Source organism: Streptococcus parasuis, from assembly GCF_021654455.1.
Classification (GTDB): Bacteria; Bacillota; Bacilli; order Lactobacillales; family Streptococcaceae; genus Streptococcus; species Streptococcus parasuis.
In genome coordinates, this window is the sequence record NZ_AP024276.1 from 1,441,671 (window position 1) to 1,466,715 (window position 25,045).

26 protein-coding genes and 1 pseudogene are annotated in these 25,045 nt (G+C 37.4%); 2 read left to right on the forward strand and 25 right to left on the reverse strand.

The window, feature by feature from the left end; translation table 11 throughout:
- Positions 1 to 14: 14 nt before the first annotated feature.
- From L6410_RS07200 to L6410_RS07240, 9 genes are all read right to left on the reverse strand, one after another.
- Positions 15 to 395, reverse strand: a complete 381-nt coding sequence (locus L6410_RS07200; protein ID WP_160863787.1) for a RidA family protein — start codon at positions 393 to 395, stop codon at positions 15 to 17.
- A 50-nt stretch (positions 396 to 445) separates the two neighbouring features.
- On the reverse strand, positions 446 to 1,765 hold the full coding sequence (locus tag L6410_RS07205) for an MATE family efflux transporter (RefSeq protein ID WP_237395217.1): 1,320 nt from the start codon (positions 1,763 to 1,765) through the stop codon (positions 446 to 448).
- Between the two features lie 319 nt (positions 1,766 to 2,084).
- Complete coding sequence (locus L6410_RS07210; RefSeq protein ID WP_172075293.1) at positions 2,085 to 2,423, reverse strand: type II toxin-antitoxin system RelE/ParE family toxin; 339 nt, start codon at positions 2,421 to 2,423, stop codon at positions 2,085 to 2,087.
- On the reverse strand, positions 2,423 to 2,710 hold the full coding sequence (relB, locus tag L6410_RS07215; protein WP_024391983.1) for a type II toxin-antitoxin system RelB/ParD family antitoxin: 288 nt from the start codon (positions 2,708 to 2,710) through the stop codon (positions 2,423 to 2,425). Before relB (L6410_RS07215) ends, L6410_RS07210 begins: the two co-directional genes overlap by 1 nt.
- 146 nt (positions 2,711 to 2,856) lie before the next feature.
- Positions 2,857 to 3,126, reverse strand: a complete 270-nt coding sequence (locus tag L6410_RS07220) for a type II toxin-antitoxin system RelE family toxin (protein WP_130554938.1) — start codon at positions 3,124 to 3,126, stop codon at positions 2,857 to 2,859.
- A complete protein-coding gene (gene relB, locus L6410_RS07225) occupies positions 3,116 to 3,343 on the reverse strand; it encodes a type II toxin-antitoxin system RelB family antitoxin (protein ID WP_160863847.1) in 228 nt (75 codons plus the stop codon). The genes L6410_RS07220 and relB (L6410_RS07225) overlap by 11 nt, the downstream gene beginning before the upstream one ends.
- Positions 3,344 to 3,456: 113 nt before the next feature.
- Complete coding sequence (gene asnS / locus L6410_RS07230; protein WP_024391985.1) at positions 3,457 to 4,803, reverse strand: asparagine--tRNA ligase; 1,347 nt, start codon at positions 4,801 to 4,803, stop codon at positions 3,457 to 3,459.
- Between the two features lie 15 nt (positions 4,804 to 4,818).
- Complete coding sequence (locus tag L6410_RS07235) at positions 4,819 to 6,000, reverse strand: pyridoxal phosphate-dependent aminotransferase (protein ID WP_172040148.1); 1,182 nt, start codon at positions 5,998 to 6,000, stop codon at positions 4,819 to 4,821.
- Positions 5,997 to 6,494, reverse strand: coding sequence for a cell wall elongation regulator TseB-like domain-containing protein (locus L6410_RS07240; protein WP_237395218.1), 498 nt, complete (start codon positions 6,492 to 6,494; stop codon positions 5,997 to 5,999). Before L6410_RS07240 ends, L6410_RS07235 begins: the two co-directional genes overlap by 4 nt.
- A 146-nt stretch (positions 6,495 to 6,640) precedes the next feature.
- Here L6410_RS07240 and L6410_RS07245 point away from each other — a divergent pair, with 146 nt between their 5' ends.
- Both L6410_RS07245 and L6410_RS07250 read left to right on the forward strand, forming a co-directional pair.
- Entirely contained in the window at positions 6,641 to 7,081 is a 441-nt protein-coding gene (locus L6410_RS07245; RefSeq protein WP_160863781.1) for a MarR family winged helix-turn-helix transcriptional regulator, read from the forward strand.
- 77 nt (positions 7,082 to 7,158) lie between these two features.
- A complete protein-coding gene (locus tag L6410_RS07250; RefSeq protein WP_160863780.1) occupies positions 7,159 to 7,704 on the forward strand; it encodes an NADPH-dependent FMN reductase in 546 nt (181 codons plus the stop codon).
- A gap of 163 nt (positions 7,705 to 7,867) precedes the next feature.
- Here the strand turns inward: L6410_RS07250 and L6410_RS07255 are convergent, their stop codons facing one another.
- From L6410_RS07255 to L6410_RS07330, 16 genes and pseudogenes are all read right to left on the reverse strand, one after another.
- Complete coding sequence (locus L6410_RS07255; RefSeq protein WP_237395219.1) at positions 7,868 to 8,302, reverse strand: CoA-binding protein; 435 nt, start codon at positions 8,300 to 8,302, stop codon at positions 7,868 to 7,870.
- 47 nt (positions 8,303 to 8,349) lie between these two features.
- Positions 8,350 to 9,108, reverse strand: a complete 759-nt coding sequence (locus tag L6410_RS07260) for a glucose-6-phosphate isomerase (RefSeq protein ID WP_237395220.1) — start codon at positions 9,106 to 9,108, stop codon at positions 8,350 to 8,352.
- Positions 9,109 to 9,126: 18 nt separating this feature from the next.
- Complete coding sequence (polA, locus tag L6410_RS07265) at positions 9,127 to 11,763, reverse strand: DNA polymerase I (RefSeq protein ID WP_237395221.1); 2,637 nt, start codon at positions 11,761 to 11,763, stop codon at positions 9,127 to 9,129.
- Positions 11,764 to 11,970: 207 nt separating this feature from the next.
- Positions 11,971 to 13,261: pseudogene (locus L6410_RS07270) on the reverse strand (IS4 family transposase).
- A gap of 91 nt (positions 13,262 to 13,352) precedes the next feature.
- Positions 13,353 to 14,660 carry a hypothetical protein gene (locus tag L6410_RS07275; RefSeq protein ID WP_237395222.1) on the reverse strand — a complete coding sequence of 436 codons (1,308 nt, stop codon included), beginning with the start codon at positions 14,658 to 14,660 and terminating at the stop codon, positions 13,353 to 13,355.
- 212 nt (positions 14,661 to 14,872) lie between these two features.
- Positions 14,873 to 15,223 carry an IS66 family insertion sequence element accessory protein TnpB gene (gene tnpB / locus L6410_RS07280; RefSeq protein WP_024407179.1) on the reverse strand — a complete coding sequence of 117 codons (351 nt, stop codon included), beginning with the start codon at positions 15,221 to 15,223 and terminating at the stop codon, positions 14,873 to 14,875.
- Complete coding sequence (locus tag L6410_RS07285; protein WP_237396749.1) at positions 15,204 to 15,389, reverse strand: hypothetical protein; 186 nt, start codon at positions 15,387 to 15,389, stop codon at positions 15,204 to 15,206. The genes tnpB and L6410_RS07285 overlap by 20 nt, the downstream gene beginning before the upstream one ends.
- Before the next feature lie 703 nt (positions 15,390 to 16,092).
- Positions 16,093 to 17,121, reverse strand: a complete 1,029-nt coding sequence (locus L6410_RS07290) for an acyltransferase family protein (RefSeq protein ID WP_237395223.1) — start codon at positions 17,119 to 17,121, stop codon at positions 16,093 to 16,095.
- 15 nt (positions 17,122 to 17,136) lie between these two features.
- Entirely contained in the window at positions 17,137 to 18,678 is a 1,542-nt protein-coding gene (locus L6410_RS07295) for a lipopolysaccharide biosynthesis protein (protein ID WP_237395224.1), read from the reverse strand.
- A complete protein-coding gene (locus L6410_RS07300) occupies positions 18,671 to 19,525 on the reverse strand; it encodes a family 6 glucosyltransferase (RefSeq protein ID WP_237395225.1) in 855 nt (284 codons plus the stop codon). The genes L6410_RS07295 and L6410_RS07300 overlap by 8 nt, the downstream gene beginning before the upstream one ends.
- 18 nt (positions 19,526 to 19,543) lie before the next feature.
- Positions 19,544 to 20,467, reverse strand: coding sequence for an alpha-1,2-fucosyltransferase (locus L6410_RS07305; protein ID WP_237395226.1), 924 nt, complete (start codon positions 20,465 to 20,467; stop codon positions 19,544 to 19,546).
- A complete protein-coding gene (locus L6410_RS07310; RefSeq protein WP_237395227.1) occupies positions 20,454 to 21,086 on the reverse strand; it encodes an acyltransferase in 633 nt (210 codons plus the stop codon). The genes L6410_RS07305 and L6410_RS07310 overlap by 14 nt, the downstream gene beginning before the upstream one ends.
- Positions 21,087 to 21,097: 11 nt before the next feature.
- Positions 21,098 to 21,937: an NAD-dependent epimerase/dehydratase family protein gene (locus L6410_RS07315; protein ID WP_237395228.1), complete on the reverse strand. Its 840-nt coding sequence runs from the start codon at positions 21,935 to 21,937 to the stop codon at positions 21,098 to 21,100.
- Between the two features lie 46 nt (positions 21,938 to 21,983).
- Positions 21,984 to 22,877, reverse strand: a complete 894-nt coding sequence (locus tag L6410_RS07320; protein WP_237395229.1) for a glycosyltransferase — start codon at positions 22,875 to 22,877, stop codon at positions 21,984 to 21,986.
- Positions 22,837 to 24,003, reverse strand: a complete 1,167-nt coding sequence (locus tag L6410_RS07325) for a hypothetical protein (RefSeq protein ID WP_237395230.1) — start codon at positions 24,001 to 24,003, stop codon at positions 22,837 to 22,839. The genes L6410_RS07320 and L6410_RS07325 overlap by 41 nt, the downstream gene beginning before the upstream one ends.
- A complete protein-coding gene (locus L6410_RS07330) occupies positions 24,000 to 25,043 on the reverse strand; it encodes a glycosyltransferase family 2 protein (RefSeq protein ID WP_237395231.1) in 1,044 nt (347 codons plus the stop codon). The genes L6410_RS07325 and L6410_RS07330 overlap by 4 nt, the downstream gene beginning before the upstream one ends.
- Positions 25,044 to 25,045: the final 2 nt, after the last annotated feature.

Sequence of the window (25,045 nt, forward strand, 5' to 3'; positions counted from 1 at the left end):
CCCTCCTATTCTCTCTATTCTCCAATGACTGCAATCACTTCTATCTCAACCTTTACATCACGTGGCAAACGAGCCACCTCAACTGCAGAACGAGCTGGAAATTCCGCTGAAAAAGCAGTCTTGTACACTTCATTAAAGGCAAGAAAATCATTCATATCTTTTAAGAAGCAGGTTGTTTTCACCACATGGTCAAAATCTGTCCCAGCTTCTGCCAAAATCGCCCCAATATTTTTTAAAACTTGTTCCGTCTGTTCTTGAATGGTTTCCCCAACAACTTCACCAGTTTCTGGTGAAAGAGGCACTTGACCTGAAGCAAATAGGAAGTTTCCTACCACTTTTCCTTGTACATATGGTCCAATCGCCGCTGGCGCTTTATCTGTATGAATCGTTTTCATCTGTCAATCTCCTTTTTATTTACTCATTTCTATTATACCAAAAAACCAGCCTATTCAGCTAGTTTTCGTGTCTTTACCATAAATCTCCATGTGAGGAAGATAGCTCTCAAGAAAAGGTCAATCAAAATCGACAGCCATACCCCTGCGATTCCTAATCCCAAGATCTGGCCGAGGACAATTACCCCAACCACGCGCAGCCCCCACATCCCAATAGCTGTGGAATAAAGAGGTGACTTTGTATCTCCTAACCCTTGCAGTGCGCCAGCCATTATCAATGAAACCGCAAGCCCTGGTTGGTTAAACGCATCGATTTTCAGGGCGATAACGACTTGATGGATAGCTTCAAGGTCTTTGGTAAATAGCTGAGCAAATATTGGAGCGCCAACAAATAAGACAATGCCGAGTAGGGACATAATGACTAAACCATAGGCTGAGCTTAGAAAGGCAAGACGTCTGATCATCGGAATATCACCCCTACCCAAGGCTTGCCCAATCAAAACCGCTGCTGCAGTCGCAAGGCCATAAGCAGGCATATAGGTGAAACTTTCGATATTACCAGCAATCATATGAGAGGCATAGACAGTTGTCCCAAGAGCCACAATCAAACTAAAATAGACAACCTGCCCCAAACGCATCACCAAGCGTTCCAAGGCAGCAGGAATGGTCAAGGAAATCAACTCCCGATAGTCACTCAAAACTCCATTACTAGTGAGTTCAAGCGCTAAGTCCGTTTTTTGAACCTCGCGACTGAGCAGATAACATCCAAGAAGACGAGCAAAGATGGTACCGAGTGCGGTCCCAAAAATACCCAAACCATTCCAAGACCCGATGCCGAAAATCAAGAAATAATCCAACACTAGATTGGTCACATTTGTGGTAATTCCCACCTTCATGGGTGTGACCGTATCGCCTGTAGCCCTCAAAATCGTACCCAAACCAGTCATACTGGCATGGAGAAGGGAAAAACCACCAACCCAGAAAAAGAATACCTGAGCATCTTCCAAGGCCTTACCACTTGCCCCCATGGCTTGTAACATCCACCGACCAAAGACGATTGAAACTAAGCCAAACAAAATCCCAAACGCAATAGAGGTTGCCTGTGTCTGGCGGGAATATTGACGAGCCTTTTTTTGGTGACCAGCTCCCAAACTACGAGCAATGAGGGCTGTTCCACCAACACCAATAGCCATAAAGACTGCTAAATAGACATTCAAAATCGTATTGGCCAAACCAACTGCCGTCACCGCGACCAATCCCAACTGTGCAATCAATAAAGTATCCACAAACCCTACCAAGGTCTGAAAAATATTTTCAACTGTTGCTGGAAAGGCCAGACGAATAATTTCAATTCCTAAGTGCTTTTCTTTCATACAGACTCCAATTGTTTATTTAGAATAATTATAATTAAAAGCCTCAAAATTTGCAAGAAAAAACAGACCACATTTGTAGTCTGTCCATCCCCATTATATTAAAGGATTCTATAAAGGAAATGTAAGCAAATTACAAAATTTCCATAATCAATCGACTCTTTCTTTACCTCGCTGACGAGTAGCATAAGCAAAGCTTGTCGCTAATACCGTTAATCCAATGAGACTCATGAAATTCGTTTCTTTCTCACCAGGTGTAGGATAGCTACATTGCACAGATTCTTTTGAAGCAACCACATTGTCAATGGATTTATATGTATTCCTATCGAAAAAGTTTAGCATAATCAGTCTTGGATAAGAATAGGAAAGCAACTTCAACGGAATGCGCTTCCTGGTTTACAGTATAGATGACAATATATTTTACATTTTGAATGGTTATTCCTCGGCTACTACGTCCATTCTTATCAATCTTAACTCCAATTTTTTCATCAGCATCGAATCCACGCTCCGGAAAGAGTTCTAGACTCTCTATCTCATCAAAAATGGCCGTTACTAAACGCTCTGCAGTTTCTGGACTCAGTTTCACATTAGCAACATAATCCCTAATGCTTTTGATTTGCTCAATAAGCCTTGGCGAAATAATGACTCTATATTTCTCCATTATCCTAGTACTGCCTTTCTTGCTTCCTCAACCGACAACCCCTTACCTGCTTTTAGCTCTTCATAGCTAGTGGAAACTTCTTCTTGAAGTCGAGCAATTAACTTCTCTCTCTCTTTTTCCTCTACTGTCTTAAAAGGTAATGTTTTGGAAATTGCGACCTCTTGGACAAATTCATTGAATGCTGATGTAATATCCAGTCCGTTTTCCTGAAAGACCTCTTTCGCTAATTCAAAGTATTCTGAGTTTACTTTGAAGTTGATTTGTTTATCCCTTATTACTGTTGGCATAACTAAGCCCTCTCATTTGTATAGATGATAACTATATTTTATCATTTCAAATAAATATATACAAACTATATTCGTTCTCTATGTTTTCTTTTCAAAATAAATAAAAATGAAAAAGAACCGTGCCAGTTGACACGGATAATAAGCAATCATTTTCGATAAATATCTTTCCGATGCCCGATTTCAAGAGCTAAGATGACCATTTTGTTATCAATAATATCGCAAATCACACGGTAATTCCCCACTCTATACCGCCACAGGCCCTTATAGTCTCCTACCAAGGCCTTACCAAACTGTCTTGGATTTTCCAAACCGTCCAATCTTTTTTTCAAATCCTTAGCAAGCATCATCCCTACATGCCGGTCCATTTTTTTCAACTGCTTCAAAGCATCATCGCTGAGAACAAGTTTATAAGCCATCTTCTAACTCCGCAAGAACATCATCAATCGAGTGTGTAACAGGATTTTCTTGGAATTTCTTCAAAGCCTTGATACCAATTTCATAGTCCAACTGGTCTTCTATCTGTTCAACAAGTGCAGTTTTGAATAACTCAGACAGGCTTTTTCCTGTATGAATGGCATAGCTTCTGAAGATTTCTTCTTCTGTTTCATTTAATCGCAAGGATACAATTCCCATCATTCCACCTACTTTCTTCTTGTAATACATTGTAAAACAATTCGTTCAAAATGTCAATTGACACCAGAAAAACAGACCACATTTGTAGTCTGTCTGTATATCTATTAAATTACTTACGGATGCAAGCGATGCAACATTCTCGGGAACGGAATCGCTTCACGGATATGTTTTGTACCTGCTACGAATGTAACCATGCGTTCGATACCGATACCGAAACCACCGTGTGGCACAGAACCGTATTTACGAAGATCAAGGTAGAAGTCATATTCTGACTTGTCCATACCAAGTTCATCCATTTTCGCTACCAAGGCATCATAGTTGTCCTCACGCATTGAACCGCCGATGATTTCACCATAGCCTTCTGGAGCAAGCAAGTCTGCACAGAGTACACGTTCTGGGTTACCAGGCACTGGTTTCATATAGAAAGCTTTAAAGCTAGCTGGATAGTTCACAACAAAGGTTGGCACGCCAAAGTAGTTTGAAATCCATGTTTCATGAGGTGAACCAAAGTCATCCCCATGCTCGATGTGTTCATAGTCTGTATCTTCGTCCGCTTCATGCTCTTGCAGAAGAGTAATGGCATCATCATAAGCTACACGTTTGAAAGGCTCAGCGATGTAGCGTTTCAAAGCATCCACATCACGCTCAAGAGTCTCCAAGGCTTGAGGAGCTCGGTCAATAACGCCCTGAATCAAAGCTTTAACATAAGCTTCTTGCAAATCAAGTGACTCTTCATGGCTGAGGAATGAGTATTCCGCATCCATCATCCAAAATTCTGTCAAGTGACGACGGGTTTTTGATTTTTCCGCACGGAAAACAGGACCAAAGTCGAAGACACGACCAAGTGCCATGGCACCAGCTTCAAGGTAAAGCTGACCTGATTGGCTCAAGTAAGCAGGCTGACCAAAATAGTCTGTTTCAAACAATTCTGTTGAATCTTCTGCCGCATTTCCTGACAAGATTGGGCTATCAAATTTGATAAAGCCATTTTTTTCAAAGAATTCATAGGTTGCATAGATGATGGCATTACGAATTTGTTGGATGGCAACTTGTTTACGAGAACGCAACCAAAGGTGACGGTTATCCATAAGGAAGTCTGTACCATGTTCTTTAGGCGTAATTGGATAATCTTGTGACTCACCGATCACTTCAAGGTCTGTCACATCCAACTCATAACCAAACTTAGAACGTTCGTCTTCCTTCACAATCCCTGTCACATATACAGAAGTTTCTTGGCTCAACCGTTTCGCCACATCAAACTTCTCTGTACCAGCTTCTTCACCGAATTTTTCAATGAAGTTTGGCTTGAAAGCAACTGCTTGGAAGAAAGCTGTTCCATCACGTAATTGTAAGAAGGCCAATTTCCCTTTACCTGACTTGTTGGCAACCCAGGCACCGATGGTCACTTCCTGACCCACGTAATCTTTCACTTGGTTAATCGTAATCAATTTTCTAGACATTCTATTTCCTCTTTATTATTTTTTCATAAATGTATGTAAACGAGCGACCGCTTCCTTCAGCGTGTCCATATCTGTCGCATAGCTGAGACGAATATTCTCAGGAGCACCAAATCCTGCACCAGTTACCAAAGCCACACCGACTTCTTCCAAAATGGCTGTCGTAAACTCCGTTACGTCTGTAAAGCCTTTCATTTCCATGGCTTTTTTCACATTTGGGAAGAGATAAAAGGCTCCTTCAGGTTTGACTACTTCAAATCCAGGTACCTCTGCAAGCAAAGGATAGATGGTATTGAGTCGTTCTTCAAAAGCTTGACGCATGGTTTCTACCGTATCTTGGGGGCCTGTAAAGGCTTCAATGGCCGCATATTGGGCAACTGTGGTCAGGTTTGAAGTCGTTTGACCGATAATTTTACCCATGGCTGCGATAATTTCTGGATTACCTACTGCATAACCAACCCGCCAACCAGTCATGGCATAGGCTTTTGCAACACCATTGATAACAATGGTCTGTTGACGAATGCTCTCTGAAATACTAGAAATCGGTGTAAAGGTATTACCGTTGTATACCAAACGACCGTAAATATCATCCGCCAAGATCAACAAATCATGTTTTACAGCCCAATTACCAATAGCTTCCAATTCTTCACGACTATAAATCATACCCGTAGGATTGGATGGACTATTGAGCAAGAGGACCTTGGTCTTGTCAGTCCGAGCTGCTTCTAACTGATCAACTGTAACCTTGAAATGATGCTCTTCCGTCGCAGTCACAAAGACTGGCACCCCTTCATTCATCTTGATTTGGTCTGCATATGAAACCCAGTAAGGTGTTGGAATGAGAACCTCGTCACCTGGATTGATGACCGCCGCAAAGAAAGCATAGAGAATAAACTTGGCACCCGTACCCACTACTACTTGATTGCGTTGAATAGAGTAACCATAGAACTTCTCAAAGTAAGTATTTACCGCATCTTTCAACTCTGGAAGACCAGAAGCTACTGTATAAAAACTAGCCTTGCCATTTTCGATGGCTTGAATAGCTGCTTCTTGAATATTTTTAGGAGTAACAAAATCTGGTTCCCCCAGCGTTAGTTCTAAAATATCGCGGCCCTCAGCCTTGAGTGCTTTCGCACGCGCACCAGCAGCCAAGGTCACACTTTCTTCCATCTCTAAGACACGTCGTGATAACTTGCTCATAATCCCTCCATCTTGACAAAGTCACCTGTTTCAAAATCCACCAAATAATAGGCTGTCCCCGATTTGACTTCCCAAATCAGTTTACCATCCCTATAGCCTAGAATGGTTCGATCAGCCGTCTTTGCACCATTCTCCTGAGCAATTGCTTGCGCTTCTTCCTTTGTAATCCCTGCCCCAACTGGATAGACGTAAATAGTGGACGAAGAACTTGGTATCAACACGTATACCTCATCTCCGTTCTTATCCTTACCTTTCAAGCTATAATACGTTTCCGTACCATTATAGATTGCAAAGTCATCCACCTGATTCACATCTGCATATTGCTGCGCAATCTGTTGCGCCCCAACTCTAGCCTCCTCAAAAGGACGAGAAGACTGCTCCCAAACGTAGAGGATTAAAAAGATAACACTGAATGCAAGAACAAAAAAACCAATAAGACATTGACCCAAACGGCCACTAGCAAATGCCAAGAGACGGCTGAATTTTTTTTCCATAGTATCCCTATTATACTACAAATCCCCCTGCAATGCTATTTTTTCTAGAAATTCAAATGGAAATTTTACAAAAAATATTCAAGTATACCTTTCTATTTTTTAGGAAATCACTTGCCAATCAATGTAAATATTGCTAAAATATTCGTATGAATAGCGTAGAAAAATCATTAAACGAAAACAAACATGCCTTACACAGCCTTGTCGTTTTTCGAAGAGCAGCAAATACTATTTCAAAAAAAGAAATGGAAACCATCAGAAAATATGGACTGACCGTTGCCCAATTTGGAGTATTGGAGGCACTCTACAACAAGGGCGACTTGAGAATTCAGGACCTAATCGATAAATTGCTGAGCACATCAGGAAACATGACAGTGGTCATCAAAAATATGATTCGAGAAGGCTACATTTCCAAAACCATCGACTGCAAGGATAGAAGAGCATTTCGAATCGGTCTAACACCATATGGCCGAGAAATCATTGAAAAAATCTTACCTGATCATTATGCACATGTCGGCGAACTCTTTTCCGTCCTCAGTCAAGAAGAGCAAGATCAACTAGCTGAGATTTTGAAAAAATTTAAAAACTAACTAAACTTACTATTGCTAACTAGTGATAAAAAAGTTATACTAAATCTATCAAATTATTTTAAGGAGCTATTTACTTTATGGCAAATGTTCTATTTTTAGTTGGTTCTCTTCGTAAAGGTTCATTCAACCATCAAATGGCTAAAAAGGCCGAAGCATTCTTAGCAGAGAAAGCCCAAGTCTCTTATGTTGATCTTGCAAAAATTCCTTTGTTCAACGAAGATATTGAAACTCCTATCCTTCCTGAAATTGCAGAGTTACGAGCACAAGTAGCTGAGGCGGATGCTATCTGGATTTTCTCACCAGTCTATAATTATGCAATCCCTGGTGTCGTAAAAAATACTCTTGACTGGCTCAGCCGTTCACTTGACTTATCCAATCCAAAAGGAGCTTCTATCCTCCAAGATAAAATCACAACTGTCTCAGCAGTCGCAAATGGTGGACACGAACATTTGTTTAAGGATTTCCAACACCTACTTCCATTTATCCGTACTCACATTGCTGGCGAATTCACAGGCTCTACTGTTAATCCAGAAGCGTGGGGAACAGGTGTATTGGAATTGTCTGAAGAAACTCTTACAAAACTCGAACAACAAGCAGATGCGCTTCTTGCAGCAATCAACTAAAACCATCTGACGATCGTTAACCACTAACCGAGCCAACCGTGCTCGGTTTTTTGCAATGAAAAAGTGAAAAAGCTATAGAACCGGCCTCTTCCCCTTAAAAGGAATCCACCAAGATTCTATAGCTTTTATTTTTTATCACCGAAACTGGTACTCAATGATAAATTTATTCTCCAATCATCTTTTGGTATTCTATCTTAATGCATCGGTTCATGACAATTTGGTCTCGACCTGCCTGACGAAGGATTTCCTCAGCTTCCTCACTTTCCAAACCGAGTTGAGCCCAGAAAATTCGAGCATCTGTTTCAATGAATTCACGAGCAACGTCTGGGAGAAATTCACTCCGTCTAAAGACATTCACAATATCGATGGAAAGAGGAATATCTTTGAGACTTGCATAAACAGTCTCACCAAGAATTGTTTCTCCAGCAGACCGTGGATTTACTGGAATAATCCGATAACCAGCGTCCTGCATGATCCTAGAAACCCGATAGGCTGCTGTTTCTTCCCGATTGGATAAACCAACAACCGCGATAGTTTTAGCTTCTTTAAGATAGTCGAAAATAGTATCCTGACTAGGATTTTGAAATGCGTACGTCATGTAATTCTCCTTTAATGGAATGTCCTTGGGTATTGGAACAATGAATGCTACTTTTTAGATATTTGGTAAACAACATCCTTCAATTGGCCTATGGTTGTTTTTAAAAGGGTGCGATCCTTGTCCAGTCCTGCATCTAAAGAATAGTAGACTGCCCCTACGACGACAGAATCATCATAAGAACCAGTAGATTCCATACGGTAGAAGGTTAAACGAGCCAATTTTTGGTCACTGAGAATCTGGCGTCCAACCTGCCACTCTTGACCAGCAATTGTCACAACCGTTTCTTCTGAAAAATCGTGATTGGTCTCTTTCATGCGTTCGGCCAGCTCGTCCATGGTCATATTGCGACCATCCTCTAGTGGAGATTGATTGAAGGCATTGATCGTATAGAGCTGAACCATAAAGGTACTGGCACCTTCTTTCACATCATAGACAGCCATCAGAGTCTCATCTTCGGTGTTTTCCACATTCATCGTCCATGTTGATGGAACATCGTAATAACGAAAATACTCTTTAATATTTCCATTTTCATCTTGTTCCGCTACACCATTGTTGGCCGCATGAACCTTGTGGCCTTTTTGCGTCTCATCCACTGGAGGATTTGGGTTGACGACAATGGTTTCTGCATTGGCCAAGACATCTAACTTTTCGTTACTTGTATCTTCTTTCTCCTGTAAAATAGGCAAGGTGGCTGAGAATTCTTCTCCTGATGAACTCGACTGTTGACTCGAACTCGTTTGTTCCTTACCACCACATGCAGTGAGAAACAAACTCAGTAATCCCATCAGTACAAGTGATTTCTTCATCGATTTACTTCCTTTTGCTTATTTGGCTTCGTACCAAGTCTCACCTTCATTTTCATCCGCAATCAATGGGACTGACAACTGAATGGCCGACTCCATGGTCTCCTTAACCATAGCTTTTACTGTTTCCAGCTCTGCCATTGGCACCTCTAAGACAATCTCATCGTGTACCTGCAAGAGCATACGGGTCGAAAGACCAGCTTCTGTCAGTGCCTTATCAAGATTGATCATGGCTACTTTGAGAATGTCTGCGGCCGAACCCTGAATCGGTGAGTTGATAGCTGTCCGCTCCGCAAAATTACGGACATTGAAATTCCGAGAGTTGATTTCTGGTAATTCCCGACGACGCTTGTAGAGCGTTTCTACGTAGCCCTTATCACGTGCCTCTCGCACAATGGTTTCCATGTAGTTTTTGATACCAGGGAAACGTTCAAAATAGGTATCGATATAGTTTTTGGCTTCTTTACGGGAAATGCCAAGGTTGTTGGAAAGACCGAAATCAGAAATTCCATAGACCACACCAAAGTTAACGGCCTTGGCATTCCGACGGTCATTTGGTGTCACATCCTCTGCCTTTTCAATCCCAAAAACACGCATGGCTGTTGACGTGTGAATGTCAGCACCCTGTTGGAAGGCTTCAATCAAGTGTTGGTCTTGGGAAATATGGGCCAATACACGCAATTCAATCTGTGAATAGTCCGACGCCAAGAGGACACTATTTTCAAGCGAAGGAACAAAAGCCTTACGAATCAAACGACCTTGTTCCAGACGAACAGGAATATTTTGCAGGTTGGGATCCGTCGAAGAAAGACGACCTGTCTGCGTCAAATCCTGCACATAGCGAGTATGGATCTTACCATCTTCTAAAATGGCATCCTGTAAGCCGATAACATAAGTAGACTGAAGCTTGGTAATCTGACGGTAGTCCAAAATTTTTGAAACAACTGGGGCAATTGGGGCCAACCGTTCCAAGACATCCACCGCTGTAGAATAGCCTGTCTTGGTTTTCTTGGTGTATTCCAAGGGCAAGCCCATATCCTCAAAGAGAATAGTCCCTAATTGCTTAGGTGAATTGATATTAAATTCTTGACCAGCCAACTCATAGATTTCCTTGGTCAACTGCTCAATCAAGACTTCATTTTCAGCCTGCATGGCTTTTAGGGTCTCAACTTTTACCTTGATTCCAGCAATTTCCATCTTGGCTAAGACATTGGCAAGTGGCAACTCCATCTCAAAGAGAAGATCGGACTGCTGGTTTTCCTCTAACTTGGCCAACATCGGTGCTTCTGTCTCCATCAAGACCTGCACCTTGCGGGCCAAATGTGGGAAGAACACATCACGCTCAGGCAGAGCCAACTTCGCACCTTTGCCATAAATAGCCTCGTCAGGAATCAAGCTGGTCTGTCCATAAAGATGGGCGATGGTTGTCAGCGCATTGTCGTCAACTGTCGAAAGCAAATACTTAGCGAGTCGGCTATCAAAGGTTGCAGGTGGCAAATCAATCCCTTTACGAGCAAGCAAAACCTTACCACGCTTGAAATCATAGGTTTTGATAGGCTGGTGTTCCAGAAAATCCTTCAAGGCTGGACTATCCAAGAGCTCAGGACCACCAACATAGATACCATCCTTGTCCCCCCAAGCCAGACCAACTACCTCTTCTCGGTGGTAATTCTCCCCCAAGATTTCAAAGTAAAAGAATTGGTCTTTTTTGAACATAGCAGAGCTGACTTCGGATACGATTTGAAAATCCAGTACTTCTTCCTCTTGCGTGTTCGTCGTGCCTAACTGAGCCCTTAATTGCTTGAAGCCCATGTCATCATAAAATTGTCCCAGTTCATCCACCTTAGGGCCTTGATAAACAATGTCATCCAGACCAATTTCAATCGGTGCCTGCGTATCGATGGTCGCAAGGGTTCGAGAAAGAAAGGCCTGTTCCTTATCCGCAATCAGATTTTCTTTCATTTTTGAAGCCTTCATGCTATCGATATGTTCATAAATTCCTTCCAAGGAACCAAACTCGGTTAGAAGCTTCAAACCTGTCTTTTCACCGATTTTCGTCACACCAGGAATGTTATCGGACTTATCTCCCATGAGGGCTTTGAGGTCAATAAACTGTGTTGGCGTGATTCCCATTTTTTCCATGAGGTAGGCAGGGGTAAATTCTTCGAACTCGGCAACCCCTTTCTTGGAAATTTCCACAACAGTGTTTTCATCCGTCAGCTGAATCAAGTCTTTATCACCGCTGACAATGGTCACATCGAAAGGAATGTCTGTCCGCTCTGCCATTTTATCCAAAGTACCGATAATATCGTCGGCTTCGTACTGGTTCAGCTCATAGTGCTTAATCCCCATGGCATCTAGCATCTGACGGATAAAGGGAAATTGCTCACGGAACTCATCTGGTGTTTTGGCACGACCTGCCTTATAGTCCGCAAACATCTCTGTTCGGAAAGTTGTCTTCCCTGCATCAAATGCCACCAAAATGTGAGTCGGCTCAATCCGCTTCATCATGTGATCCAACATCAGGTTGAAACCATAAATGGCGTTGGTATGAAGACCAGTCGGACTCTTAAACCGATCGATTTGATGATAGAGTGCAAAGAAAGCACGAAAGGCTACAGAAGAGCCATCAATTAATAATAATTTGTTTTTATCCATAGAACTATTATAGCATGAAATCAGGGATTTTGCGGTATGAGGATGCCTGATCAAATAGAAAAACCTAGCAAATACTCAATGTCATTAAGTTAAGCATTTAAGCAGCTAAAGAAACTATTCCCGTCTGAGCAGTTGATGACAAGACGGGAATAGTTTTTGTATTTAGGGCGCACAAAAAGGAAGGTTTTTAACCCAATTTTTTAACTATTATGTTACTCTATAAGTGAAGCTTACGGGAGCCTGGCTTTTTATCTTTCTTTGGAAGGTTCGATTGGGTCGAATAATGGATAAATGCTTAGCAATGTAGGTTTCTAATTGGAAGGAAGTTGGTTCTTCTCTAAGAAATTTTCGACAGGCATAAACAGAGTCTGAAAAACAAATTTTATAAGTCTGTTTTAACTTTGATGTTTTAATGGTAACGTGTGAGGTTAGCCATTTACAAACATTAAAATTGATAAAGCGAGCGTAGATTTCTTGGAGAATTCCTTCCTTCTTTTTCGCATGAAAATGAGTCAACCCAATACTGTATTTTAGGTCACGAAAACTGGTATCTATGCCCCATCTGTAGGCATAGAGATTTTTTAATTTTTCTGGTGAATAATCCGTATTTGTCACCAAAGTTTCAAAGAAACCTGGCTTGATTTCGAGGCGCACCATCCGAAAATGAAGGTCATAAAAACTGATTGGATCACTTTTTCGACTAGAGTTTGGTAAAAAGTCAAAGGAAGCATTATGAGGTAAAAAATGATACTGATTAGGGAAGTCTCGATACAGTTCTTTCATGTCATTGGTTTGTTTGCGACAGATGTTTAGGTCAAATGCCTCATCAAAACAAGGAGTATCAGGGAGACGAAAACTCTTTTTCATCGAATTATTTCCCTCGCGAATACGAATAATATACGACCAATTTTTCTCCTGGCAATGCGCCATGACATCGTAGGATTCATACCCCCTATCCATTATCACCAGAGCTTGTTCAAAAGGGACAACTCTCCATCATGTCGATGAAAGCCGCACGCTCATCAACCTCCCGATTATCCTGAATTCGTAGGTCATGATAAATCTCTTGTTCAAGATTGTAGAGAGCATTGATATGAATGAGATTGTAAGGAGTGTGGTGTGGTCCAGTTTGGAACGAGGTTGTTTTATCAGAACGATTTCTTGGTAGAACCACATCACTACCATCAACAGCTAGGATAGGGAGATCTTTAGAAGTTGGAATTTTAGAAGTAATATTGGCAAACAGGGTTTTAAAAGCTTGATGTTTGATCCGATATCGTCGTTGGACAAAGGCAGATTGAGTGACTGGCAAATCTAAATCAAGTAGCTCTTTGGCTAAGGCATTACCACCCATGGTCAGTATAGCTTGAATCATGGTTTTCATCGTTAGCTGACTTTTCCGACTAAAATCTTTTTCAGGATGAAGTACAAACTGGTCGGCAGAGGAAACGATGTCATTGATACTTTCAAATAAATGAGATTTAATCTGGTCTAGCATGATTTTTCCCCCTTTATTTTTAGTGTAACATAAAAAACTAATCTACCACAAAATGTGATAGATTAGTTAACTTAATGACATTGAGCAAATACTAGGATTTTTCTTTGCGATAATAAATGTTCTTTGCAACAACCATACTATGTGGTTTTTCATATTCTTGATCCAGATAGGTTTGATAGGTGCCAGGGGCGATAAATCCACGAATACCAAGGATATCCGTTCCCGCTTGTCCAATGACGGAATCTGCCAAAAGGACACAATTGGTGGAAAGGAAGAAATAGGTTTTAAATTTCGATTTTTTAAATTTGAACAATTGAGCGCCAATGATTTTTTTGATACGGTAGGCGTACATTTCAGTTGGTTGACCATCTGCAGTTGTTGCTACCTTCTCTGCACTAGGATTCCAAGGAATCAATAATTTATCAATCTCAGCCAACCTTTCTTCAACCGCTTTTTCTTGTTCAGTATTCAAGGTCAATTGGTAACCAAGCATGGTCATTCCTTCTTGAGTACAAAAACGGATATAAGCATTGCGCTCTGCTTTAAACAAAACACCATCGCCAATTGCACCTCCCAAGCGCTCTGAAAGGACATCATAGGAACCGTAGCCATAAACACGACCCTTATAGCTCAAATCAATATGTCCTACTGCTCCAAATCCTTCCTCACCGACATGTACAAATACTTCTAGGGAGGGATTACCCACCCACTCTTTATGGGTGTTGTAGATAGACTGAGGAGTCTCTCCTTTGTTATCTGCCAAAAAGTCATTAACTCTTTGCAGGGTCAACCTTGGGACTAGGGCAGCGATAAATAAGGGAAGGGTCACACGAAGATGACGCTTGGGACGTTGCTGCTCTACTGCTTCTTCAAACAATAAACCATCCCGCAAATTAGTCATACCATAGAGGATCAAATAAACACCAATGACCAAGGTCTGTACAACCAATTGTGTACCAGATACAAAAAGGGAAGCTATCCCCAAGACAGATAACCAAATCCCATCCATCAAAAAACGAAGCCGTGGTTCAACCCGATCTTTTCGATACAAATAATAGGTAATAAAATTAATCACTGCTGTAAACAACTGGTATATACCAATAAATATCGCCGCAAAATACAGGGGAATCTGAACGGCCAAGTCAATGCTAGCCAGAATACCAAACAAAACAGCCTTGCCCACCAAAGCTAAAATACTTTCATTTGACTTCTTCTTTCTGAAGAAAATCATGCTCAATTCATAAAGGGCTAAGAAGAATAACCCAGCGTGAATAAAACGCAAAATCAACCCAGGAAATTGCCAACCAGCAATCAGAAAACCAATACCTATGATGACTAGAATCAGCGCCTCACCAACCAGCTTTCGACCCGTTAAACCTAAATCACTTATCTTTTTCATATGAAGATTATACCATAGTGAGGACTGTAGACAAAAAATACAACATTTAACTTCTCTAACCTACAAATGCAGAACTATTCGTCAACAAGCTACCTCACACATAAAAAACTTGTATAAAATAAAATTGTCCTTCGAATAGGTATAAGCCATAAAAATGAATCCTAATCATAATGACTAGAATTCTAGTTTTTACACAAAGAAAAGCCATGATTTCAATAGAAATCACGACTTTTTGAAACATTTATTTTTGGACTGATAGAAAATCCTTTCATGAGCCAGTCCACCTGCTCGGAAGTTAGCGCCTTAACCTCCTCTTCATTGTTTGGCCAGGTCAATTTCCCATTTTCAAAACGTTTATACAATAACCAAAATCCCTGTCCATCCCAATAAAGAGCTTTGAATCGATCTTTTCGACCTCCGCAAAAGAGATAGACCTGACCGGAGAAGGGATCCAGATTGAACTGACTTTTGACAAGGTAGGCGAGAGAATCAATCCCTTGACGCATATCTGTTTTCCCGCAAACCAAGTAGACTTGACCTAAATCACTGAGCCGGATTGTCATAGAACAGTACCTTATCCAGGATTGTTTCCAACACCTCTTGGTTGATAGAGTGAAAGAAAGTGAGTTCTACTTTTTCGTGACAAATCTTCATCAGGATCTCATTTCTGCTTTTCTTTTCAGAGCGTCGTGATTTGGGAACAGTCAATGGGACGATGGGTTGTGACATAAAAAAATCCTCCAGTTTGTTTTTTATTACAGTATACTGGAGGAGTGACTGATTGGATAGGTGCCTTGTTATGGGGCGCTTACGATACAAATGCATACCCCCCCAAGAAAACAGCGTTTTTCTTGACACATGTAACAGTTTGTCATCATATTTTTTCAGATAAAGCGTAGAATAATAAATCATCACAAAAAAGAAAAGTTCACTTTTTATTCCAGCATTATAATCTATAAAAGAACCAATAATCCAACTCACAATTTCAAGCGAAAACAAAAGAAAAATGAGGTTTCCAAGAAAGTGTTCATTCATTTTTTCTTGCAAGATTTTTATAAAAGGCAAAAAGGCTAAAAACCATAAATATGCTACTGCATATCCATGAGAAGCACCAAGCATAGGAAGGATTGATCCGACAATCATTTTTATGGATAGTAAACCATTCCATCCACTTCCTACAAGAGTTGCTAACATCATTACAATATTATAAAATAAAACCTCCATCCAAACTTTCCAGAATCTCTTGCTTTTTACATTTGCATTGGTTAAAAAATAACTGCTAATAACCATAAAGACTACATAGCACATTTTTCCTAATGGAGCAAAAATCAGAGAAAAACGTTGCACAAATATATTTTCATTTAGGTATAGATTCCCATGAATCGTAAAGTGATGAGCAACCAAGCACATCATACATAAAATTCTTAATAATTCAATATTGCTTTTTCTCTTTGTTGTGATGTTCATTTCTTCCCCCGGTAAATATGATATTAACTACTGTAGGCAGTCTTCTAATAATCAAATTCAAGCAAAACCCTATTGTAACAATCAGCACTGTTTCGAGAAGTATCATGAAAATCAAGCTACTGTATTTTCCAAAATGAACATTTTCCTTATTAAGCACAGCAAGCATTACTATAATTATTCCCTCATGTATTGAATATACTATAAACATATCATTTTTAATTATCGAATCAGCCTTCAATGTAAAATTAGGAAGAACATTCCATAATGACAATGTGCATAAATATAATAGTAGTGTTGTAATAACATTATCGCCTAAAATCGTGGAACTTAATAAACATATCATCGATATAATTCCTGGTATAACTGTACTATGCCTACCAAGCTCAATTGATTTATGCTTTGAACAATATACACCATATAAGAATGGCGGTGCCATTCTTAATGTTCTTTCAACCCACCAGTCATACGGAAAGCTGATCAATGAATAAATCACAGCATGGTGATACACTGCTGCAACAAATGTCAATATAATAATTAGCCATTCAAGTTTTGTTGATAGCCGAGGCCACAGACTCATACAAATTGAGGAAATTGCCAAAAACATATATAAAACAAAAATATACCATAACGGTCCATCAAAAGGTGTCAATGTATATCCTAAAATAATCGTTCTAATATTGGGCAATCCATTTTGGAAAATATAAAGGCCGATATAAATCGTATTCCAAGCAATATAAGGAACAATAAGTGTCATTAATCGTTTTTTTAATTTATCTCTACAAGATTTTTCAGACACATAAAACTTATATGCAGAAACAGCAAAAAAATAATTTAACGCAATTGACCCAAATGTTTCAAAAAACGGTCTTATGTACCCCCCCCTATTAAAATCTGACAATTCAATTAAATGAGGAGCCAAGTGGTAGACAACTATTAGAATAGTCATCCAAAAAGAATAAAAAATCATTTTGTCTTTATTTTTATTTTTTAACAAAAGTTTTTTCTCCCCCTACTTTCTTATCAATTTGAGTTTTATAATGCTGATTATCTCTTGTTTCTCCTGCTTGCTAAAAACGAGAATAAATTCCAATATATACCCAATCAAACCTGCTATCATTATATTGATGAAAAAGCTGATCCAATTTTGGAAATCCATAAAATTTTTCATTACAGAGAAAACAACACATACAACGACTAAAGATACCCAGGATTTAAATTCTGTTTTCCAAAACGTCCATATAGGTCGATGCAGTAATTTTGCTGCACACGCCGGAACAACAACTCCATGCGTAAACCCTAAAATTACCGTGCTCGTTCCTGCTATAGCATAAACACCTAATCCAGTATATTTCAGAAGTATTAAGGTAGTTGCAATACTGATTATACTTGAAACGAGCAGTACAACTGAATATATCCTAACTTTATCAATAGCAATAAATATAGAATGAATGCTGTACATATATGTGCTGATAATAATATCCAAAAGTACTAAGATCATAAGGATATATATTTCTACGAACTGTGTTTCTGTATAACTCGTGTCACTCAACCATAGCTTCAAAAAAACATATCCAAACACAATAATACCAGCATATGGAACGGTGAAAAACATCGTCAATATTTTCAGCTGACTATTGGCTTCATCAATAAGTTTGTTGTTGCCTTCTGACGCAAAAACTTTCGTTAGGGCTGAAGAGAAAATATTTGAAAACACTCCTAAGGCATTACTTAACGCCAAAGGGATTTGCTTAGCCAAAGAAAGACGCCCCATTATAGCACTACTAATGAACCAGTTGCTAAACAAAAGATCCAATCCGTTTAGTAACAAATTGCTTGTATTAGATATCAATACCCAAAAACCCGACTTCAACAATACTTTTAGTTTACTGAAATCAAAATAACTTTTATCTATATCAAAATCTACGAACAATTTTTTTGTAACTTTATAATTTCCCCAAAGAGTCACAAGACCTGCAATAAGCGTTGCCAAACTCAAGTAATAAACCTTTGCCGGAAAAAAAGAGAAAAGGCTAAATATTAGTATGCATTTAATTACATTCGATATTATTTGCACAATCGAATTATAGTGCATTTCTCCCGTTGTAAATGCTGCAGCCGTATACACCGTGCCTATTAGAGATGTTCCCATATTTACAAAACTTAATAAAAATGTCAGTTTAACTTGAAACACCAATGCTGCTGTGATATTCACAATATATTTCAATTTCCAAACAAATAAAATCGAAACAATCAATATTAGCCCATACAAAAAGCAATTTGCAATAAAGACAGAGCAAAAATATGATTTTGCCTTTTCTTTGTTGCCGGAATTATATTCTACCGATATATATCTACTAGCCATTGAATTAATTGCGACGGAAACAAGACTGGCATACGAAACGAAATTATTAGCTAGATTTATAAATCCGTATGCCTCTTCTCCTAATTTTCCTACGACAAAAGGGGACAGCCAAAAGCTAATAAACATCTGAACCCCTAATGTAATAAGTGCAGCAAATATATTTATTAACGTCGTTCTTTTATTATTCATCACTTATTTCCTCAATATGAGTTCCTGAGATAGTATCTATCAAATACATAAATCTTTCTTTCAATAACAGTTTTCTTTTTAAAATACCTAAAGATTTTCTTACAACATTTTGTCTCTTGGAATACTGGCCTTTAAAGGATTTAACATCAAATTTTGCCTGTTTACTTACAGCATATATTTTCTTCGGATATGAAACTTCCATGCCACAGGGATAGCAATACATTGGCTCTAATATACGAACACCCGATTTATTAACAATATATCTATTTAACTGTGATTCATCATGCCATTTTGCAATAATGTTCTTTTTTAAATCTTCCTCAATATTATGTTTGAGCGTTTTTGACATCTTAATAAAAGCATCACTCGTACCACAGAACAACGCACCAATTACATAATTTTTTCCACAATTCCACGGTATATATGCCGTAGAACTTTTTCTTCTTTCAAAAGGAAATTCTATTACACTTTTTCCATAATATCCCGGATGTGAAGTCACCGATAACACTTCATTTTTTCTTGGTAAAAATTCTTCCGGTGTGATAATCTCATTACAAATCATGTTTGCATTCGAAAACATGAGATAATCACATTTTTTCAGTTCATCTTCTATCTTCAAAAATGTTGAAAATCTAAAAAGCGTAATAAGCGGCCAAGGCATTGGCTCAATCTCAATTTTTTTTACATTTAGATTGTTCTCGACAAAGATTTCCTCGGCATCCGTAAAGACATAATATCTTTTCTCATAGCCGGGTAAAAAATTCTTTTCAAATGACTCATAGAAGTCCTTCCAAAATAAGACATATGGTCCTGTACATATATATAATATTCCAATGCTTTTTGTCATAAACATTCCTCACATTCTCTATACTTCAATTAAATGCCAGCTATCCTCATATAAGTCAAGTGGCATATCAACCGACATCCATTTGGAAGGAGCAACAACAATTTTTTTATCTGCTTTAGATAAATACTGTGCCCACCAACCAAATGTAGTATTCCCTATAATAAAATTCTTACACTCACTCATTGCTGCAAGCGACACATAGACCGGTTTGCTTTTATCCTGAACTACATAGTCATATTTTGAAGCGTCAATTAAATGCTCCAATACATAATCTACATTATCCGAGCAAATAAAGAACAGCGGATTATCAACATTTTTTATTACATATTGAATGGCTTCTTCCCAATATTTCATTGAACACACGTCGTACATAGAACTTCCAACATTATGCTCAACCTTTACGCTTATACAAACACTGTTTCGTTCACGCAATTTGTAAAGACCCGGATATTTATCATAATCAGGAAATTGTGTCCCATCAAACAAAGTCAGTAAATCTGCTTTAATTTCATTAAAATATTTTTGTGACTGGAAATATCCCTCAATATAAATTGGCTTTTTTATATTTAAATGCTGTTCCATATACCCATTTTCACAAAAGAAAAGTCCTGATTTATTAAAGAATGGATTTAATTTGCTTTCCATCTTGAACTTATCCATATAATTTTTTTTTCGTGTTAAAACTCGGTATATTTTTCTAAGAAAGTATTGTTTTGACATCACAAAACGATTTTCAAGAATGCTTTCATGTATATATTCCACATTCGGCAAATCATAATACATTAAGGAATTTTCCCAATTGCATCGGATAATATCAGAATCATCCATTATAATTGTGGGATTATTAGGCATTTCTAATTGTAGCTTTCTTGCAAATGCGTATTGAAAAAGCTGATTTCCAATTCTTCCTTGCAATGGCAAATAAATTTTATTTTTCTCCATTTTTTTCATTATATTTTTCCCATCTTTTCGATTCGAAATTATATACTTTTAATACTTTTGCAGGATTACCTGCTGCTATAGAATAACTTGGTATAGATTTTGTAACCACTGATCCTGCTCCGATTATGCATTTCTTTCCAATAGAAACACCGGACACGATACAAACCTTTTCCCCTATCCAGGAACCCTCACCAATAGACACATCCTTTGCTGTTAATTCTTGATCCATGTATGGCACTGAGCTCTCAGGATTCATTCCGTGATTTTCGTTTGTTACAATAACATTTGAGGCAAATAATACATTATCTTCTATAGTTATATTAGCTTTGGATGAAGCTAATGCTGAAAATCCAAAGCCAATATAACAATTGTTTCCAATTGTTATATTGGCTTTAATGCTATCATTGCCATAAACCGAAAGACGACTATTATTTAGTATGGTAGTACCATTCCCAATTTCAATATTTCGGCATCCTGACAACTGTAAATAAGGCCTAGCAATTATAGAATTTTCCCCAAATTTTCTAAACCTCTTTTTGGAACCATAACCGATCTCTTGCTTACAAATAATGACACATTTTATATAATGCCAAATTTTCTGCAATTTTTTATATAACATATCCAATCCCTTTATTTTGATTTTCTGTTTTCCATGATAATTTTTATTTTTGCATCGTCCCCCCAAACAGCCTTACTATCATAAGGACGATCCGGGAATTTACCATAATCAAGTTTAATATTATAATTATTTTCTCTGATAAATCTTTCTACTCGGTCAGCCAACTTCTCAGGTCTTCCATGACATATATTTATAATGCCAACAACTTCATTTTGTACAATTGCCGCCGATACTTGTTGCGAAAATTCATTATAGTCAATAAAATCCCATTGATTTTGTCCTGATGTAAATGGAAACAGTTTTTTCCCTTCTTTTTCAGCTGCCGTTATCTTTGAAAAAATTGAGCATCCATGCTCTGTATTACCGACAATATAATATCCCCTGAGCCACTGAAAAATAACCTTATGATTTTTACAGATTAACTTTGTCATGTTGCGTAACGCATCTTTTGATATACCATATAAGCTTTCGGGATTAGTAGGTGTATCTTCCTTTATACTTCCCTCAAAAAAACCTACTTCATGCATAGATCCTAACACTGCAATTTTTTTCACACCGTTTGCTGCCATTTTTTCTAAAAAATTATAATGCTTTGGCAAATCCATAACATGTGAAGTATCATTATGTACAAAACCATTTCTCCATGCCAGGTGCAACAAAATGTCCGGACTTTCAAATTCACAAAATGGATCATCTACTGAAAAAATATCACACTTAACAACCTTGGCACGTTTATCAATTTCTTCTGAATCATGATGACAAACAGCAATCACTTCATTCCCGTCATCACACAACTGTTTTACAATTCCAGTCCCCAAATAGCCATTGGCTCCTGTAACTACTATTTTCATATCTATGTCCTCCACATTCACCAGTCTCATCTATTTTGAAATTAAGTTATACAAAATTTCTTATCTTTAAACATACTTTTTCAATTCCCAAATAGTATGTATTGATATTCCCACACAATTTAACGAAATCAACAATGTTTGGAGAAGTTTTAATTCTTTTTTTTATTTTCTGAAATTTTTCATACTCTGCAATTTCACGATAATATAAATCAGAATTTAAATAATCCCGTATTTCTTGTTCTGTAACCCCTGTTTTTCTATTTTCGGATATAAATCTTCTTAAAATATACTGTTCAACCTTGTTACTATTTGAAACACTATCTGATCTGATTCTGTATTTCAAAATAAAATCATTAACATTTCCCAATTTAAAATGATTTTGCACAGATCGGCAAACAAAATCATAATCCTCACATCTGGGGACATCACGATATCCATTTAATTTAGTATATACTTCTTTTCTTACCAACCAAGTTGGGTGAGGAATACAGTTTCCCCATTTCAAAAAATGTTTAATTAAATACTGCTTGTATGGAAAATGCAATTTAGAAATATAATTTCCATTCTCATCAATTAAGCATACGCTTCCACCGACTAAATCAAGATTATTTTTATCCAAATATTCTTTTTGTAATTTCAATCTATTTACTTCACAAATATCATCCGCATCCATTCTTGCTAAATATTCTCCTTTGGATTGGCAGATGGCTTTATTTAAACTATTAACAAGACCAATATTCCTGTCATTTTTTATAACACGAATGCGGGGGTCATCAAATGAATAAATAAACGCACTTAATTCTTCATTATTTGGATTATCAATCACAATTACAAATTCAATATTGGAATATGTTTGTTTTAAAACCGATTCTATACTTTCTCTTAGTTCGGAAACGGATTCATTGTAAGTACTCATTATTACACTTATGAGATCTTCCATATGCACTTCTCCTTCTAAGTCCTTCTATTAAACATTTTTCAGAAATTATTAAGTATGGCAAGACACTATAGTCAATCAAATCATTATCTATCAGATTACTGCATGCAACTACGATTATTAAAAAAAGAACAAATGTGTTATTTTTATATTTTTTTGCTACACAATAGATAAGAATACTTAGGAATATTATCATCAATACTCCATACCTTATGATCAAGAATGCATATCCATTATCTATTACAATTTCATTCTCAAAATATGCTTTATTTGTCATTTTAGGGATTAAACTGATCCCCAAATTTTGAATCATACGCGCAATATACGTAAATCTATAAGAAAGCATATAATCGAGCATTCTAAAAAAAGCAACTTTATCCAACATTAATGGTATAAAAACGGAAAATGAAGTCAAAAGAGGAACTATAAGCTTAGCCCCAAAACCAAATATTCTATTAATTATTTTCTTAAATCTGCCAGTTTCTATTACTGAATCAATAAACCATTTTCCTAATACTAACAAGAATGTCGTAAATAATGAGTTCCTTGAACCGCAGAAGTAATAAATTACCAAATCTACAGTTAAAAGTATAAAATAGTGTTTCTTTCTGAATATACCGGTTAACAACCCATATCCAACCAAATAGCTATATATTAATGGTAATACGTTGCTATGATAAAAGCCTAAAGAATGTCGAGCTACACTGCCAACCCACCTTTTAGTGATTTCGTCATTGTAAATTCCAAAGATTGAAAATGTAAAAACACATAAAGTGAAAAATAACAATGTAAAATATGCCACTTTTAATATATCTTTGTCTTCTAATTTATTTGCAAGAAAAGCAAATAAACTGATTAGAATAAATATTAATACTCCGGATTTCATTAATACCAAGAGGTCTGCACATAATAAAATTATCACTACTCGGATCTGCTTTTTAGAATATGCTCTAAACATTATTCCAACTGTCAATATAACAAGTGCTATATACTTTGCCGGTATCGTCAACGGATACAGAACATCAGTATTTGATACATCACTATTGAATAGCGAAAAGACAAATAATACATATGAAATTGAAAAAAGGAGATTGTTTTTGTTTATTTTAGAGCTAATTTTGATTTTCATTTACACTTTCCTCTTCCAATTTTGCCCAAAATATTTTTTATGTGCAAAAGCATACATATGGAAAAATATAATCTGAATTTTAATAGTGTTAATAAATAATAGTGATCCGTTTGCAAATATCCTTTTATAGATTTTAAGTAGCTTAATGCGTTATCAACCATCTCATCCTTGCGAATATTGGTAAAATACTCTCTTTGTTGAGTATAGGACTTCCAAACCCCATATCGTGATTGCGTGATGGCACGTCCCACTGTCTGCATAACTTTTACTGCAAACAATTTTTCAAAATCACATATCTTCCATCTGTTCTTTTGGTTTCTTATTTGCTCAAGAACTGCCTTAAAGCCAATATAATAATTTTTATCAAATCTGCGGGTCATTCCGCTTCCTATGCGATAATCATAAAGTGCATCGTTCATATAAATAAACGATTCTGCTTTATTATATAGTTCAATGCTCTGTAATGAATCCTCACCATTTGAAACTTTATAAAACGATGAATAATCCTTATCAACATCAATGCAACTTCTTTTATATATTTTTGTACACAAACTTACAACACTATGGTCTTTCAAGAACGTCTCTAAAACACTTTCCTTATCTACTCTTATTTCTGGTTCTACAGAAAAAATATTTTTATAAGCAATTTTCTTAGAGTCACCCACCATATAATTGTAATTAAATAAAATAACGTCCGGCTCAGTATATTTATTTATTACATTCTTTAATTTCAGTAACATACCTGGTTCTAATAAATCATCAGAATCACAATTCACAATATATTCTCCACTGGCCTTCTTAAAACCATATCGCCTAGTCGCTAATAATCCTTGATTTTCTTTATGAAAAACTCGAATTAAATCTGGATATTTGTTTTCATAACTATCACAAATACTGCCACTGTTATCTATAGAGCCATCATCGATCAGAAGAACTTCAAGATCATTATCAATTGCTTTTGACTGTTCTATTATAGAGTTTATACACTCATCTAAATATTTTTCTACGTTGTATACAGGGACAACAATACTGAATAGCATAA